This is a genomic window from Amycolatopsis orientalis, from assembly GCF_000943515.2.
Classification (GTDB): domain Bacteria; phylum Actinomycetota; class Actinomycetes; order Mycobacteriales; family Pseudonocardiaceae; genus Amycolatopsis; species Amycolatopsis orientalis.
In genome coordinates, this window is record NZ_CP016174.1 from 3,861,524 (window position 1) to 3,877,046 (window position 15,523).

The following is a 15,523-nucleotide window of genomic DNA, read 5'->3' on the forward strand; positions in this document are numbered from 1 at the left end:
GGGAGCGAGTCAGGCCAGCTCGTTCCACAACTGATCGGCCCAGTTGCCGCAGGTCGACTGGAGTGCGCGGGTTTCGGCCGCGGTGCCGCGAACGACCAGGCACAGGCCCGAATTGACGTTGCGGAAGCGGTAGTTCCCCGTCGGGGCATCGAGTTCGCGGTGCCAGATCTGGTCCATCCAGTGGGAGCCACAGGTGGTCGCGGTACCAGGTGACTCGCCGGTGCCGCGCGTGGCCGCGCACTTCTGCGACTCGAGGTTGCGAAGCTGGACACGGCCAACGCCCTGGCCCGGCATCTGCCAGCGCTGGTCCGCGTACGCGCCGCACGGGTATTGGATGACCGCGTTCTCACCCGGCGTGTTGCGGGCCAGCAGGCAGAGTCCCGAGTTCTGGTTGCGGAGGCGGACGACGTGGTCGTTGAGATGGGCACAGGCCATCTGCTCGATCTCATAGATCGCGGTACGCGGGACGTGGAACCAGAAGCCGTCTTTGTCGGCGGCCACCCTGAAATCACGGTCGACAGGGCCGAGCCGTATGTCGATGTTCCCGCTGAAGACGCATCCTGGAGGTACGAAGAACGCGTCCCAGTCCTCATCGAAGGGCGTCCGGGCACCGCTGCCGAGCACTTTGAAGTCCAGCTCGGGGTCCGAGTACGAGCATGGCCCTCCGGCGTCGTCGTCTCCGCAGAATTTCCTCGCGACCGTGATGTCCTTGTCGGTCTTGTTCTTGGTCGCACTGCACAGGTCTTCGATGGGACCAGGCACCGGCGAGCACTCGGGATCGGCCGCGGCGGAGGCCGTGGCCGCGGATGGGGCCGCCAGGCCGATGGACGCCCAAGCCGTCATCGCCAGCACCGCGGCGATGACCCATCGCCGCGCGGGCGACGCGGATGAATGGTGAAACCAGGTCATGACAGTTGCTCCTCCCAACGGAAGGGACCGTCAGGTGCGGCGATCTCCCCGTGCCGCCACCACGGTCCCGCCGGTCACTCTCCTCGCGGGCACCGCACCCGGCAACGGCGTCGTCCGGGGTCGGGACGATGGGACGTCCCGGCCGGTCTGACCTGCGTCGTCGCCAGGTCCGGGGACGGGCCGGAATGACCCGCGAACGGATTTCCGGTTGCCGACGAACAGCGTCTTTCCCGGGTTCGTCACTCACCTAAACTGGTGCACCACGATGTCGCGGGACGGGAGGGCCATGGCCGGCGTCGCGCGTTATCGGGACTTGGGCAACCGGTTGGAAGAGCTCAAGGCGCGCAGCGGGCACAGCTATTCGGGCATCGGCCGGAAAATCCACCTGAGCAAGTCCGCGGTGCACCGGTACTGCACGGGGTTGAGCGCGCCGAAGGAGTTCGGCGTCGTGGAGCGCATCGCGCTGACGTGCGGCGCGAGCCGGGATGAGATCGTCGCGCTGCACCGTCTGTGGCTGCGCGCCACGGCACCCGCGGGGGAGGTCGCCGAAGGAGCCGTCCCGGAGACGGCACCTGTTCCATCCGAAGCGGAACCCCGGCACGCACCTGCCGAACCGGCACGCTTCCCCCGCCGACGGCGACGATGGCTGGTGCCGGGCATCGTCACGGCGATGGCCGGGTTCCTGGCCTTCCTCCTCGTGTCGAGCACGGCCGGCTCGGGCCCGGCGGAGGACGCGCAGGCGCAGCGGATCGGCGGGCCGGCGTGGAAGCTGCCACCGGCGCCGGTGCCGAGCACGTTCTTCGGGGTCACGATCAACAGCGCCACGGGAAGGATGCCGTCGTTCCACGTCGGCGCCGTCCGGTTCTGGGACGGCGGGACAAGGTGGTCGGAAGTCCAGCGCCTGCGCGGAGAGTTCGACTGGGCCACGCTCGACCGGTTGGTGACAGGCGCGGAGGAGGCGGACCTGCCGTCCCTGTTCGTCTTCGGCGGGACTCCGAGGTGGGCCAGCCCCAACGGCCCGGCCGGACCGTACCCGGAGGGGACCCCGGCCCCGCCCGTCGACCTGGCCGACTGGGAGCTGTTCGTCAGCTCGGTGGTGAACCGCTATCGGGGCCGGATCGACGCCTACGAGCTGTGGGTACTGGCCAACGACCGACGCTTTTTCGCGGGCACCGTGGAAACCTTGGTCGACATGACCCGCCGGGCCGCCGCCATCATCCGGTCGCGCGACCCGGGGGCGACGGTGGTGTGTCCGGGCATGGGCCAGCTGTGGACACCGGAAGGCGTTTCCTTCCTGCGGCGCTTCGCGGACTTGAACGGGTACGACCAGTGCGACGTCGCGAGTGTCAAGCTGTTCCAGAAGAGCGCGAGCGATCCGCCGGAGTCCATGCTGGAGCTGACCGCGACGATCGACCGGGTCATGCACGAGGCCGGTGTCCACCCGCGCCTGTGGAACACCGGGACGACGTACTCGATCGCGACCCAGGCGCCGCTCGACGAGGTCACCGCGCGCAACCACGCCGTCCGGTTCTTCCTGGTGGGCCTCTACGCGCGCAAGGTCAACCTCGAACGCATGTACTTCTACAACTGGGGCGGAACGAGGGTGCCGATCGTGCTGCAGCCGGTCGGCGGAACACCCACGGCGGCCGCGCTCGCGGTGGAAGTGCTGCAACGCTGGCTACACCGTGCCCAGAGCCGGTCGTGCGGCCAGGGAACGCCGTCGGGCCTGCCGGAGAACGTCTGGAGGTGCGAGTTCACCGTGATCGAGCCTGAACGCACCTACGACGCCGCGGTCGTGTGGGCCGATCGGGGAGCCGCCACTCTGACGGCGAGCGCGGGCACCCGGCGGCTGCACCGTCTGGACGGGACCGAGGAGCCCGTGCAGCCGGGCGACCCGATCGCCGTGAGCGAAGAACCCGTCTTGGTCGTGTCGGACCCGGCGGGGCGTTGAGCACCGCACATGACACCTGCCTCTTCGGCAGAAGAACCGTACCGGGCACGTACTCGACTTCTCCTTGAGAAAGCGCTTACAGGTTCAGGCGGCTCAGGTGCCGTAGTTGATGGTCTTGCCGGACGCCAAGTCGCCGGAGTAGCACCAGATGGTGCTCTTCTGCAGTCCCGGGTGCGCCCAGATCCCGGTGCGCGGGTAGGTGTTGGATTGTCCCGGCGTCCGGCAGTCGATCCTGATCCGGAAGGTACCGGTGCCGCGAGGGTGGCGCATGCGACGAGGAGCGAGCTCGTGCCCAAGAGCCTGATTGTCCGGTTCATCATGGATGACTCCCTGGATCCGGTGTCCGATGTCGGCTAGAGCATGGCAGTGCTCGCCGCACCGGCGCGGTGGTTTCCTGAAACGACGTCAGATCCAGGCGCGTGGTCACCTCGGTCCGGCTTGGGCCGCATGGGTGATCGACGACGGGATTTCCGTGACTCGGAGGGATTCGCCGGTCCCGGCACGGGGACGGGCCCGTCAGGTGAGGAGCTCTCACGTGACGGGCCCGAACTTCTACTACGCCTTGACGCAGGCGACGATGACGCCGATGGTGGCGTTCGCGGCCGTGGCGTGCGCGGCCGCGCTCGCCGCCGCGGCGGTGGCGGCAGCCGTGGTGAAAGCGCCCAGGTTGGCGGCGGCGTCGTTGATCGCGGCCGGTGTCCCGGTGAGCACGCCCTCGGCGAACGCCTTGGCGGCGGCGGCAGCGGCGGCCGAGTCGGCGACGTTGGCCGCGGCGGCGGTGGCCGAGTTCGCGGTGTCGACCGCGGCGGCGATGGCGGTGGCGCAACCGGCGGGAGGAGCGTTCGCCGGTGCGAGGTTCGTAGTGGACGCGGCGGCACTGATCGGTGCCATGGTCAGCATCGCGAGGACACCGACGGCGAAGGACGAGGCCGCGAGACGGGAGAGGTTCATGTTCATGAGCGGAACTCCTGAATCAGGTTGAAGAGCGAGTCCCGGCCTGCCGGCGAAACCGAACCGCCGGAACAAAGTCGGCTGAATCGAACCGGCTCATACCACTGAGTGGACCACTGAACGAATATCGAATACGAAAAGGCACCCGTAAGTGTCTGACGGGAAAAAACGTTTGTGGGCCCGGGATTTGCCGACTTCGGCGGCTGACAGCGCTTTCCCTCCGTACACTGACCGGCTTCTCCGGATTTCGTACCTGTACCGCGGAGTCAAGGGAGGACGATGAGCTACTCGCGACCATCAGCGGACCGGTTCGTGGGGATGATCAGAACCGCCTACCAGGGGCTGATCGAGGACGGTACGGTCTCGTTCGCCGTCGACCATGATGATGCCGAGACGGTCGCCCGGCTTGAGCCGGTCGTCTCCGGCGCGCCGAGCCTGGAGCTACGCATGACCGGAAGCGCCGGGGAAGTGTTCCTCGACGATCTGGATCCGTTCGAAGTGGACGAGGCCTTGCCGGAGGACGTCGAAGAGTTCGCGTCGTTCACGCGGGCATTGGTCGATGGGGAGCTTGAGCTGCTCTTCAGGAAGACCTTGCTCGGCCGGCGCCCGGCGGCAGCCGAATGGCCCGGCGGTCGATGGTCGCTTCCGGGAGAGCCGGGCGTCGTGGGTTGGTTGTCGTGAACGCGGTTCCCGAGTGTGTCCAGCGGATCACCGTCGGCCGGTTGGCCTCGTCGGAGATCGTCACAACCCGGTCGCCAGGAGATGCCGGGACCGCTCCCAGGCATCGTCGGCTTTCGTGGGTTCGCCCATCACCAGATAGGAGTCACCCAGCTCGCGGAACAGTTCGGGTACCAGGCCCACGCTGGCGGGCCTGTCCCGGCGCACGGTCGCCACGAGGACCGCCAGGGCGCGCTCGAACTCGGCGCTGGGGAAGACGAAGCGGACCAGCGCGCCGACCGCCATCGAGCCGGTCGGCTCGGGACCGCGCTCTTTCGCCAACCGCAGGGCTTCGTCGAGCAGGGACTGGGCGCGCACGTCACCCTGGCGGGTGTAGCCGCAAGCCAGGTAGACGAGCGTCATGGCCTGGGTCGCCCGGTGGCCGAGGGCGCGGAACAACGCCAGCGCCCGTTCGAAAGCGGCGACCGCGGCGCCGGTCTTGTCCTGGGTGCTGAGCACCGAGCCTTCGAGCAGCCAGGCGAACGCCTCGCTCGGGTCGTCCCCGAGCCGCCGGGCCAGTGCCCTCGCCCGATGCAGGCACGGCGCGACCTCGTCGAGCCGTCCGGCGTCGCGGTGGATGAGCGCCATCAGGAGCAAAGCGCTCACAGTGCTCACCCATGCTTCGCCGTGCGCGGTCTCGACAGCGTTTCGCAAGCACTCCATCGCTTCGTCCGGTCGCTCGGCGAGCCGGAGTGCGGCGCCGCGCAGCCGCAGTGCGTCCGCCTGGCCCCGGCGATCGCCGAGCCGGGCGAACAGCCGGTGCGCCGCGGCGGCGTGCTCATGCGCTTCCCGGTGGTCCACCGGCAAGATGTGCAGGGCGAGGCCTCGCAGTGTCACCGCTTCGCCCAGCCGATCGCCCACAGCGATGCTCGCTCGCAGCGCGGACCGGTTCGTCTCGGCCCATTCGTCGCGCAGGTTCCGGATCGCGAGGTAGCCGGCGGAGATCTGGGCGGCTTCCCACGCGGGTGCCGGGCAGGCCGCCTCGGCGGCGTCCCGCACCAGCACGAGCAGGGAGGTGCGTTCCGCGTCGAACCACGCGATCGGATCAGCGAGCAGCTCCCGGGTGCAGCCTTCGGCAAGCTCGGGCCGGGGCTCGGTCCCGCCGATCAAGTCCAGCACCTGGTGGGGGAGGCGCCGGTTCGCCTCGTCCGCCAGCGCGAGCCAGCAGCCGATCACCCGGCGCAGGGACTCCGCGCGGACCGCCTCGTCGTCCTCCTCGAACGCGCATTCCCTGGCGAACAACCGGGTCAGGTCGTGGAACCGGTATCGCGCCCGTCCTGTTGTGTCCACATGGGACACTTCGACCAGGTGCACGTCGACGAGCGCTTCGAGCAGTTCCTCGGACTCCGCCGCGGACACGCCGAGCATCGCGGCGCCCGCCCATGCGGCGAAGTCGGGTACTCCGAGCAGCGCGAAGGTCCGGAACGCGTGTCGCAGCCGCGGGGCCAGCCCCTGGTAGCTCAGCCGCAAGCTGGCCCGCACGGCCAGGTCGCCTGCCACCAGCTCGTCCAGGCGGCGTCGTTCGTCGGAGAGGCGGCGGACGAGCTGCGAAACGCTCAGGCGCGGCCGGGCGACGAGCCTGGCCGCCGCCACTCGGACGGCCAACGGCAGGTAGCCGCACAGCCCGGCCAGCTCCGCGGCCGCTTCCGGCTCGACGCCGATCCTGGTGGCACCGGCCACCTTGGCGAGCAGTCCGACCGCCTGCCCGCGGGTGAGCACGTCCAGCCGGAAGTGACGGGTGCCTTCCAGTCCCAGCAAGGAGGTCCTGCTGGTCACCAGCACGGCCACCGAGCGCGTGCCCGGCAGCAGAGGCCGCACTTGCGCTTCGCTCGCCGCGTCGTCCAGCAGGATGACGAGGCGGCGGCCCGCGAGCAGACTGCGGAACAGTGCCGAGCGTTCCTCCAGCCGGTCCGGCAGATGCCCGCTCGGCACGCCGAGCGCGGAGAGCAGCCCGACCAGCGCCTTCGACGGCTCCAGCGGGCCGGGCCGGGCGCCGCCGAGGTTGACGTAGAGCTGCCCGTCCGGGAACTCGGCCGCCAGTTCGTGCGCGACCTGGAGCGCCAGCGCGGTCTTGCCCACGCCACCCTGTCCCGCCAGTGCGGAGATCGACCCGGCGCGCGCGTGACCGAGCAGCCGGGCGACCTCCGCGTCCCGGCCGGTGAACTCCGCGACGGCCAGCGGCAGCTGCGCGGGCTTCACCGCGCGCAGGGTGACGCGGGCGGCCTCGGTGGCGGTCGGATCCAGTGCCGGATCGGCGCGCAGGATGTCCTGGTGCAGCTTCCGGAGCTCCCGGGAAGGCTCGAGTCCACTGTGCTGCCCCAGATCCGCCCGCAGGCGGCGGTAGGCCGACAGAGCGTCGTCGGGTCGGCCGTCGCGGTAGAGCGCGAGCATCAGTTGCGCGGCGAGTCGCTGCTGGTGAGGATGCTGCCGGGCCAGCGCGGTCAACTCGGGCAGCGCTTTGGCATGCCCGCCGAGGCGCAGGGTCACCTCGGCGTGGTCGAGCCGGGCGCTGAGCCATTCCTGTTCGAGTGGCGGCACGAGCCGGTGGCGGATCAGCTCCGAGTCGACGTCGGCGAGTGGACGGCCCCGCCACAGCCGCAGCGCGTCGGCGAGGATCGCCTCCGCCCGGACGTCCTGCCCCGCGCCGAGCGCGCCGGCCCTCGTCACCGCGTTCCGGAACCGGTGCAGGTCCACGGCGCCGGGGTCGACATCGAGCAGATAGCCCTGGCCGCGCCGGGTGATGGCCGCCCCACCCGCGAGCACCCGGCGGAGCTTCGAGACCGTGACCTGGATCGAATTGGCCTGCCTGCGCGGAGGACGCTCGCCCCACAACGCTTCCGCGACCCGCTCGGTCGGCACGACCCGGCCCGCTTCGAGGGCCAGCAAGCCCAGCACACAGCGCAGTCGAGCCGCGCCGAGCGGGACGTGACGGCCGTCCTTGGTGACTTCCACCGGGCCCAGCACACCGATATCCATAAGGGTGTCGACTGTGCCCGGCTTCGGTCAGTTCCTCTTGCCGGGAAACACTTTGCACTCGCTACCCGGCCAGGCCCGACAGCCGGCGGGAGACCGTGCTGCCCGGGTCCATGGGCGCGATGCCGTCGGCGATGCCCTGGGGATGCCGGACTTCCTGGAACTTCTGGATCAGCGCGGCGGGCATTTCGTCGGTCCGGAAGGTCACCGGGTCGAAGTTCCCGCCAGGGACCAGGTCCAGCGGCTCGGGCATTTCGTCCCCTCTCGCCATTTCGGTGAGCTGCCGCAGCTTCGCCGCGACCTCCCCATTGGCGTGCTCCATGCCGAGTCGCATCTTGGTGAGCTTCTCCATCAGCGACTCGGAGAGTTCGAGCGGCGAGCCACCTGCCAGCTGTACCGGATCGGCGGACATCTCCGCGAACCCCGCGCTCAGCATTCCTCCCGCGGCACCCGTCGCCCCGGTGGCGCCGACCGCGATGAGGGTGATCCCCCCGGTCGGCGGGGCCAGGGCCAGTCCGAGCAGGCCCGTGGCGGCCCCGCCCAGGGCCGCCGACAGGACCTTCAGCCCCACGTTCGCTTTTGTGTGCTGGGATGCCGCGAACTGCTTGACCGACTCCTCGAAGGCTTCGGCCAGCTTCTTCAGGTCCTCCCTGGCCGCGACGGCGATGTCGTGTGCGGCCACCGCCCCGGCCTCGAGCCGGCTGAGATTACTGACCCTGATCCCGATCGCTTCGTTGGCCCGGACGATGCGCTCCTTGGCCGCGGTGGCGCCGGTGCCGGACCAGTTCGCGAGCTGGTCGATCGCCACCTTGAAATCGGCGGGGTAATCGTTGCCCAGCCGGTACCACGTGCGGTGCAGGGTTTCGATGAGCTCTTCGAGCTGCCTGACATCGGTGTCCGACACATCGCGGAACAGCGACGTCACCTCCTGGCGGGCGTCGGGGTGGACCCGCTTGAATCCCTGCATGGTCGAGTGGTCCAGGAGTTCGAGATTCTCGATGATCGACCCTAGAGCGTCATGCAGGTCCGGGTCGATCTCGTCAGGGTTGAACGGCGGATCGAGCAGGTCATCGAAGAAACTCATCGGCTCAGCCCCTGGTCGGCGGCGCGGTACAGCTCGGACACCTTCCGCAACGCTTCGGCGAGGTCGACCGTGTGGTCTCCCAGCGTTCTGAGCTGACCTTCCAGCTCCACCCGGTACTCGTCGTAGGCGCGGGCGACATCCACGAAGCCCAGCTGGCGGCCGAACGCGTTGTCCGGTGCTTCGGACTTGGGCACGGCGTAGTGCCCCTTCCCGTCCGATCGGGGGATGACGCTCGCCGGCAGCGGGATATCCGGTATGTCGGCCTTCCCGGTGCCGGACCAGGCGCTCAGGACGGCGTCGCCTCCTTTCTCGAGATTGATGGCCGCTTGATGCAGCTCGGTCAGCTCCACTTCGAAATCCGGCATGGTCGGCAACCCCCTCGGCTGGTCGGTTGCCCAGCAGGTTAGGAAGGAGTCCTTACCGCCCGCTGATCCACGGCTGACCCGCCCGTCCGCGCCTGCAGTTTGTTCAGGCCGACCCACTGCAGCGCGGCGAAGCCGGCGACCACGCACGCCTGCGCCACCGTCCATGCGGTGCCGATCGGGTTCGTCCCGAGCCAGCCGAACACGGCAGCGACGATACTGACCAGTGCCCAGCCGATGTTCGCCTCGATCACCAGCCTGGTGGGCCACGGTGCCGGCCGCGATGGCCTCGCTGTCGCGGCGACCATGATTCCGTACGCCACCAGGAATGCGCCGACGACGAGCAGTGGGGTGGTCCGCATATCGAAGAACTCGGCGATCGGTTCGGACGCGAGCAGGTACAGGAGGCCGTTCCCGCTGGTCACGAGCGCGTCCAGCATAAGTGCCCGCCGCAGGAAGCCGGCCGGAGCGGTGACGTTTTCATCGGTGATGGCAGGGGAAATCATGCTGTTCTCCTTCGCTGAACCGGGCGTTCGTGGGTGAAACCGATTCTGCTGTCGAAGAGGAACACCGTCGATTACCTGGCGGGTAATGCCCGCGGGCCACGTCACCGGCGGAAAGATGTCCACATAGGACTTTCGATGGGCTGCCTCATGGCCCCTCACTGTGAACCGGGTGCCTGGGTCTCACCGACACGCTTGCTGTTCCGGATGACCGGTGCACTCTCCAGCTGGCGGATCCCTGGCAGGTTTCCTATTCCGCGTTCGAGGAAGTCGTACAGGGAGTCCACGTCGCGGCAGGCCGCGAAGACCAGCAGGTTGGTCGGGCCGGTGGTGGCGGCGGCGAAGGGAACCTCGGGATGCGCGGCGATGGCCTCGGCCGTCGAGCGCATCCGGGCTGGATCGACGGTCAGCCAGAGGATGGCGAGGGTCTCGGCTCCCAGCAGCAGCGGATCGATGTCCACGTCGAAGAACAGCGCGCCGCACCGCCGCAGTTGCGCGAGTCTGCGTTTGGCCGTCATCTCCGACCAGCCGGTCGCCTTGCTGAGATCGGGATACGTTGTGCGGCCGTCGCGGGCCAGAGCGGCCAGTATCCGCTCGTCGCCGTCCTGCAGCGCGACCCGCCCTTGTCGTTCGCCGGGTGGTTCGGGTGCGAGGGCGCTGACCTGTTCGGGCGTCAGCGAATCGGCTCTGCCGTGCCAGCCGGACGGGCCACCGGCGAAGACGCGCAGCAGGCAGTGCGCCGTGACGCCGGTGACCCGCGGGGTCCTGGGCAGTTGCCCGAGCAGCAGCGCGTCGCGTTCATGCGAGCTGCGCACTCGCGTGACGCAGCAGATCTGTGTCCCGCCGGAGGTGAGGCAGACCCAGGAAGTGTCCGGCCGACGAGCCAGCGCGTCGGCGACGGGCACCGCCGCGTCGGGTGTCACCTGCACCCGGACGAACCATTCCACCCAGCCCAGCCGCCGGGCGTTCGGCAGCCCGATCACCCTGAGCGATCCGGCGGACCGAAGCCTGCGGTAGCGCCGCGCGACCGTCTGGTCTGACACGCCCAGCACCGACGCGATGCGGCTGAAGGACGCGCGCCCGTCGATGTGCAGCGCGTGGACGATCGAGCGGTCAAGCTCGTCCAGTACCGGATTGCTCACCAGCGTCACGGTAGTTGGCCTTAGGCCGTGTCCTGCAAGTCTTGTTCGCGGTCTTCGCGCCCAGATGGTCCCTGACGGTACGGGCGGATGCGGCCGAGTACGACCCGGTACGAGGCCGATCCGCCCGCACCGCCAGGAACCACCTGGATCACGAAGCCCATCGAACAGACTCACAGGACACGGCCTAGGCGAAGTGCCTGACGTACGGGAACGACGGCCAACCGGGTGAGCCGGTGTGGACGAAACCCGTCCAAGCACGCTGCACCTGGTCCACCAGCCGCCGTAGATCGGCGGGGTCGGCGCCGGCCAGCATCGGCGCCGCATGCCAGGCGTCCAAGCCGCCGAACACGAACGGCAGCTCGACGCAGTGGCAGGCGCCGAAAGGACTGCCGGGTGGTGCCCAGTCGAATTGGAAGGCGAACGCCGGACTGGCCTGCCGGGCCAGTTTCCGGCTGCCGTCGGCGAAAAGCCGCGTGGTCAGGTCCGCGGGCGCGCCGGGGAAGAATGCCCAGGCCTCGTCGCGGGTGGTGCCGATCAGTGCCGGAAGGTCGTCGGGGACACCGGCGAGCAGATCGGCGGGTACGCCGCCCTCGGCGACCAGCTGGAACGGCGGGGTCACGGTGAGCGGCGCGGCCATGCGCCGTGCGAGTTCCTGTTGAGCAGCCAGCAGGCGGGGAACCGGCACGGTCCGCAGCTGTGCTGTCTCGTCGGGGGACAGGCCGAGAATGTCCAGCAGATGGCAGCCGATCCTGGCTGCTTCCGGTGGGCTGAAGGGTTCGACTCCGGTCGGCGTGCTCTGCAGGATGACCTGGTGGAACAGGCCAGGACCGGCGGGGTGGCCCAGCAAGGCGAGCGTCGACAGCGCACCGGCGGATTGGCCGGCCAGCGTGACACGGTCCGGGTCGCCGCCGAACGCGCCGATGTTGTCCCGTACCCAGCCCAACGCGGCGAGCTGATCGAGCAGGCCGGGATTGGCCGGAGCGAACTCCGGTGACAGGTACGAATACCCCAGGGCGCCCAACCGGTAGTTGACCGTGACGACCACCATCCCGCCGCGTTCGGCCAGGAGTGTCCCGTCATACCAGGCCTCCGCGCCCGAACCGCTGGAGAAGCCGCCGCCGTGCAGCCAGACCAGCACCGGCAGTCCGGTGCCGCCCGGGGTCCAGACATTCAAGAACAGGCAGTCCTCGGCCTGGGCCAGGTCACTGCCCGGTCCCATGACCCGTTCCAGCCGGGAGGGTGGTTGCGGGGCGGCCGGCCCCGGGCGGTCGGCGTCCCGCACCCCCTCCCAGGCGGGGACCGGCTGCGGCGCGGCGAAGCGTTCCGCGCTGCCGTACGGAATACCGAGAAAAGCCGCGGCAGGGCCGGTGGAAACACCGCGCAGCGCTCCGCCGGACACGTGGACGAGGTCGGTCATCTGTCAGGCATCCAGGAAGGCGATGGCCGCACCGCGCGCCTCACCGGCGCCGACGAAGAACCCGCCCCGCATGTCGCGGACGGTGAATCCGTTGCCTGCCACCAGCGTCCGGGCCGCACTGACGTCCTTGACGGCGACGGCCTGCCCCGCGAGGTAAGGCAGCGCGGGCACCGGCTCACCGGGCAGAACCTCCCCGAAAACGGAGACCGCGACGATGTCCATTCGCCCCGCCGGAAGGGGAAGGACCCGCAGCGGCCCCTCGGCCACTGGTTCGGTGCCCAGAGTGCGGGCGTAGCGGGCGACCGTCGCCTCCAGTTCGGCGTCGTCCACCACCAGCAACACGCTGTGCAGATGGATAGCGCCGTTGGCGTGGTCCAGGTAGCGAGGCTGATGGATCAGCTCGGGTGTCAGGTGGTGCGCGATGTGGATCAACCCTTCGGGAGTGCTTGCGCGGTCGAGGTGAACCGCCTGGAACCGCGCGGTCGCCACCCCGTCGGCGGTCTCCACGTCCCGTTGCAGCGGCAGCACCCCGGACGACGAAAGCCCCGCCTTGCGCAGTCTCTCCTCGACGGCCGCGGCGTCCGCGCAGCCGAATGAGCAGCCGTGCAGGCCCTCGTACTGGGCGATCAGCGGGCGGATGTTCCACGGGTCGACCGAGCCGTCCCCGAAAAGTCCGAGCAGTTCCAGGTAAGTCCGGCCGAACAGCGCGCACCGGTTGCCGGCGCCCATCGGCTTACGCTTGCCGCCGGGGCGATCGGAGCCGGTATGCATGGACAACGGGCTGAGGGTGAAGCCGAGCGCCTCGTAGGTCGCCGCGGTGGCGTCCATGTCGGTGGTGTAGAGGACGGAGTGGTCGATCCTGTCGATGTCATGATCGGTCATGTCCCACAGGCTGCTGCCGCCACCTTAGGTTCTTCCAGCTACCGAGGCTCGACTGGTGGATTCCGACATAGCCGGGCGCGAGGTGGTGGAATCCCTCTCCAGCTGTGTCGCGCAGAGGCACGGCGAGTCGGCAGGTGTCTGGCGCCCGCGTCCATGAAGGAATTGGGACGTTCAATGTCCCGATTCCTTCATGGACAAGCTCGGGGTCGGCCCGCGACGGCTGTGTCGTCATGGCCGTCGCCACGAATTGGCGACGGAACCCGCGGTCGCGAACCAGGCCAGGGTGCGACTCGGCCGCCACGCGTCACGTTTGCCTTACCCCTCTGACCTCGCAGGGCCAGGGCAACGCGGTCTGCGCCGAGACTCTCGGCTCGGGCTGTCAGCTGGCCGAGTTCCACGACGGCAGCTCCAGCTGGTCCTGCGCCTACATCTGGGCCTTGTGCGGCGACACCGCCTCCTGCCGATACGCGCTGGAACGGTTGCTGCCGTACACGGGACGGGCGGTCACCAACGGTTCGGGCATTCTCTGCTGGGGCTCCATCGACCACTTCCTCGGCGAGGTGGCCGCAGGAGCGGGCGAACCAGAGCTGGCCCTCGCCCTCTTCCGGCAAGCGGCCGGCCACAACGCCGATCTCCAGGCGGCACACTGGCACCGTCGGTCCGTACGCAGGATCGAAGAGCTGGATTCGGCCCACACGGCGTAACCCCCGGCTCCGCTTGAATGTGGCCGCCGGGGAAACTACTTCCGGGTCGGACGTTTGAATGGTTGTTTTCTGGGTATAACGCGCCCGCTCGGGCGTGGAGACATTCCGTCCGGTTTTCGTTACGCGCTGACGAGGTGACTTTACGCACCGAAGGAGAATTCGCGAATTTTCTTCCGATGTGACGACGTCCGACACCGGTCATGGTGGCGCAATACCGCAGGTCGGGCCGTGGTTCAAGACCCACTGTGCCGCGGTTCCACAACATGGAATTGACCGGCGGCCAATTTCGATTTCGGCGCTCGAATTGCGATCATGACAATTCTGTGCCTATTGATTGCGAGCCGATACGATCTTCGTTTGTTTTTCGGATTGGTCCACTTGGTGGTATCGAAAACCGAGCGGGGTGGGCAAAGTGTGAGACGTCTCTTGGCGAGAATGATGCGCGGCGAACTTTTCAGTGCGCCACAGCGGTCATTGGTACGTGCGATTTTTTTCCCGTGGCAGTTGACGTGCTCGGAAGGTCAGTTAAGTGTTTTCGTCAGTGGCAGAGTCGTGTGTTCCCGCAACCTCCGGAAGGCAGTCGATCCGCCCCATCCCGCCACGCAGGCTGGCCGGGGTCCTCAGTTCACTGATCCAGCGGCACCAGGTGCCGGGAGCCCAGCTCGCGGTGTGGCACGGCGACGAACTCTCGGTGGCCGAGGCCGGGGTGGAAGACGGTGACCGGCCGATGAGTGCGGATTCGACGGTGCCCGTCGGGTCCATCACCAAGGCCTTCACCGCGACGCTCGCGATGCTCCTGGTCGCCGACGGCGATCTCGAACTCGACACGCCCATCGGCGAGTTCCTCCCGGAGTTGCGCGGCAGTGAGCTGGGTGGCCTGCTGACTCTCCGGCAGCTGCTCGGGCACACCAGCGGCCTGCCTTCCGACCCCGCCGAACACTGCTCCAGCCGCCGCGACCTGCTCGGCTGGCTGCGCCCGGACATGCTGGTCTGCGCTCCCGCCACCGCCTTCTCCTACTCCAGCGTCGGCTACGCCCTCGTCGGCATGCTCATCGAAGAAGCGACCGGGATGCCGTGGCAGGAAGCCCTCGAAACGATCCTGATCCGCCCGCTGGGCATGGACGCCGCCTTCATCGGCTGCGCGGGCCGGGAGCCGACAGCCAAAGGACACGCCGGTCGTCCCGGAGCCCGGCCCCGGGTGGTCGAGCAGATGCTGGCACCGGTGCTGGCTCCCGTGGGCGGCCTGGCACTGAGCGCCCGCGAACTGATCAAGTTCGGGCAGGTTCATCTGGGCAAGCCCTGTCTGCTCGACGAGGCGACCGCGAGGGAGATGTACGCCCCTGGCGACGCCGAACCCTTCGGCCTCGCCGACGGCTGGGGGCTGGGGCTGGCCCGGTTCCATGGCAAGCGCACCACGTGGCTGGGCCACGACGGCACGGCGGACGGCACGTCCTGCCGCCTGCGCGTCGACGGTGAAGGACAGACCGTCGTCGCGTTGACCACCAACGCCGTCGGCGGAGCGGCACTGTGGTCCTCGGTGCTGCGGGAACTGCGCGCACTCGGCCTCGACATCCCGGACTACCGGGCGCGCGGTGAGCGCGCCCGCCGGGTCACCGTGCCTGCCGAGAGCCGCGGCGGCTACCGCAACGGGGAGCTGGAGTACGTCGTGGAGACCGACACCGAGGGCGTCGTCTGCCTCACGGTGGACGGTGAAGTCCACCGCGACCTGGCCCTCTACGACTGCGGGACGATGTCGGTCCCGGACCCCGCCACCGGACAGCGGGCCGATTGCGGCCGCATCGTCCGCGATCCCCGCACCGGACGCGTCACCGCCTTGCAGGTCGGTGGCCGTCTCGCCGAGCGGGTGAGGCACTGAAGGCGGTCGCGCCGCCGTACGGCCCGAGAGGCCGTCTTCTTCCCCTTTCTCC

Annotated in this window: 14 protein-coding genes; 4 read left to right on the forward strand and 10 right to left on the reverse strand. The window is 69.0% G+C overall.

Annotated elements, in window-relative coordinates; translation table 11 throughout:
• Positions 1-9 precede the first annotated feature (9 nt).
• Entirely contained in the window at positions 10-909 is a 900-nt protein-coding gene (locus SD37_RS17035; protein WP_044850583.1) for an RICIN domain-containing protein, read from the reverse strand.
• 286 nt (positions 910-1,195) lie between these two features.
• Between SD37_RS17035 and SD37_RS17040 the strand changes: the two genes are divergently transcribed.
• Positions 1,196-2,860, forward strand: coding sequence for a helix-turn-helix domain-containing protein (locus SD37_RS17040; RefSeq protein ID WP_044850582.1), 1,665 nt, complete (start codon positions 1,196-1,198; stop codon positions 2,858-2,860).
• Between the two features lie 93 nt (positions 2,861-2,953).
• On the opposite strand, the gene SD37_RS43160 is transcribed toward SD37_RS17040, so the two are convergent.
• Together SD37_RS43160 and SD37_RS17045 are read right to left on the reverse strand one after the other, a co-directional pair.
• Entirely contained in the window at positions 2,954-3,130 is a 177-nt protein-coding gene (locus tag SD37_RS43160) for a hypothetical protein (protein ID WP_167369645.1), read from the reverse strand.
• A gap of 285 nt (positions 3,131-3,415) precedes the next feature.
• Positions 3,416-3,817, reverse strand: coding sequence for a hypothetical protein (locus tag SD37_RS17045; RefSeq protein ID WP_052674834.1), 402 nt, complete (start codon positions 3,815-3,817; stop codon positions 3,416-3,418).
• Between the two features lie 273 nt (positions 3,818-4,090).
• Between SD37_RS17045 and SD37_RS17050 the strand changes: the two genes are divergently transcribed.
• Complete coding sequence (locus tag SD37_RS17050; protein WP_145926645.1) at positions 4,091-4,492, forward strand: hypothetical protein; 402 nt, start codon at positions 4,091-4,093, stop codon at positions 4,490-4,492.
• Positions 4,493-4,552: 60 nt separating this feature from the next.
• Here the strand turns inward: SD37_RS17050 and SD37_RS17055 are convergent, their stop codons facing one another.
• The 7 genes from SD37_RS17055 to SD37_RS17085 all read right to left on the reverse strand — a co-directional run bounded on the left by SD37_RS17055 (position 4,553) and on the right by SD37_RS17085 (position 12,891).
• Positions 4,553-7,492, reverse strand: coding sequence for an AfsR/SARP family transcriptional regulator (locus SD37_RS17055; RefSeq protein WP_167369646.1), 2,940 nt, complete (start codon positions 7,490-7,492; stop codon positions 4,553-4,555).
• Positions 7,493-7,565: 73 nt separating this feature from the next.
• Positions 7,566-8,585 (reverse strand): hypothetical protein, encoded by a 1,020-nt coding sequence (locus tag SD37_RS17060; protein ID WP_065912862.1) that lies wholly within the window; start codon positions 8,583-8,585, stop codon positions 7,566-7,568.
• Positions 8,582-8,950, reverse strand: a complete 369-nt coding sequence (locus SD37_RS17065; RefSeq protein WP_044850579.1) for a hypothetical protein — start codon at positions 8,948-8,950, stop codon at positions 8,582-8,584. Before SD37_RS17065 ends, SD37_RS17060 begins: the two co-directional genes overlap by 4 nt.
• A 38-nt stretch (positions 8,951-8,988) precedes the next feature.
• Positions 8,989-9,453 (reverse strand): hypothetical protein, encoded by a 465-nt coding sequence (locus SD37_RS17070; RefSeq protein ID WP_044850578.1) that lies wholly within the window; start codon positions 9,451-9,453, stop codon positions 8,989-8,991.
• Positions 9,454-9,608: 155 nt separating this feature from the next.
• Positions 9,609-10,592 (reverse strand): Lrp/AsnC family transcriptional regulator, encoded by a 984-nt coding sequence (locus SD37_RS17075; protein WP_044850730.1) that lies wholly within the window; start codon positions 10,590-10,592, stop codon positions 9,609-9,611.
• A gap of 184 nt (positions 10,593-10,776) precedes the next feature.
• Positions 10,777-12,009, reverse strand: coding sequence for a carboxylesterase/lipase family protein (locus SD37_RS43760; protein ID WP_044850577.1), 1,233 nt, complete (start codon positions 12,007-12,009; stop codon positions 10,777-10,779).
• Positions 12,010-12,012: 3 nt separating this feature from the next.
• Complete coding sequence (locus SD37_RS17085; protein ID WP_052674831.1) at positions 12,013-12,891, reverse strand: VOC family protein; 879 nt, start codon at positions 12,889-12,891, stop codon at positions 12,013-12,015.
• 230 nt (positions 12,892-13,121) lie between these two features.
• Between SD37_RS17085 and SD37_RS17090 the strand changes: the two genes are divergently transcribed.
• Positions 13,122-13,595 carry a hypothetical protein gene (locus SD37_RS17090; protein ID WP_044850576.1) on the forward strand — a complete coding sequence of 158 codons (474 nt, stop codon included), beginning with the start codon at positions 13,122-13,124 and terminating at the stop codon, positions 13,593-13,595.
• A 631-nt stretch (positions 13,596-14,226) separates the two neighbouring features.
• Positions 14,227-15,471 (forward strand): serine hydrolase domain-containing protein, encoded by a 1,245-nt coding sequence (locus SD37_RS17095; protein ID WP_256376592.1) that lies wholly within the window; start codon positions 14,227-14,229, stop codon positions 15,469-15,471.
• Positions 15,472-15,523: the final 52 nt, after the last annotated feature.

Coding starts and splice junctions, on each gene's coding strand:
- SD37_RS17035 (WP_044850583.1), bottom strand. CDS start 909: ATGACCTGGTTTCACCATTCATCCGCGTCGCCCGCGCGGCGATGGGTC.
- SD37_RS17040 (WP_044850582.1), top strand. CDS start 1,196: ATGGCCGGCGTCGCGCGTTATCGGGACTTGGGCAACCGGTTGGAAGAG.
- SD37_RS43160 (WP_167369645.1), bottom strand. CDS start 3,130: ATGCGCCACCCTCGCGGCACCGGTACCTTCCGGATCAGGATCGACTGC.
- SD37_RS17045 (WP_052674834.1), bottom strand. CDS start 3,817: ATGAACATGAACCTCTCCCGTCTCGCGGCCTCGTCCTTCGCCGTCGGT.
- SD37_RS17050 (WP_145926645.1), top strand. CDS start 4,091: ATGAGCTACTCGCGACCATCAGCGGACCGGTTCGTGGGGATGATCAGA.
- SD37_RS17060 (WP_065912862.1), bottom strand. CDS start 8,585: ATGAGTTTCTTCGATGACCTGCTCGATCCGCCGTTCAACCCTGACGAG.
- SD37_RS17065 (WP_044850579.1), bottom strand. CDS start 8,950: ATGCCGGATTTCGAAGTGGAGCTGACCGAGCTGCATCAAGCGGCCATC.
- SD37_RS17070 (WP_044850578.1), bottom strand. CDS start 9,453: ATGATTTCCCCTGCCATCACCGATGAAAACGTCACCGCTCCGGCCGGC.
- SD37_RS43760 (WP_044850577.1), bottom strand. CDS start 12,009: ATGACCGACCTCGTCCACGTGTCCGGCGGAGCGCTGCGCGGTGTTTCC.
- SD37_RS17085 (WP_052674831.1), bottom strand. CDS start 12,891: ATGACCGATCATGACATCGACAGGATCGACCACTCCGTCCTCTACACC.
- SD37_RS17090 (WP_044850576.1), top strand. CDS start 13,122: ATGGCCGTCGCCACGAATTGGCGACGGAACCCGCGGTCGCGAACCAGG.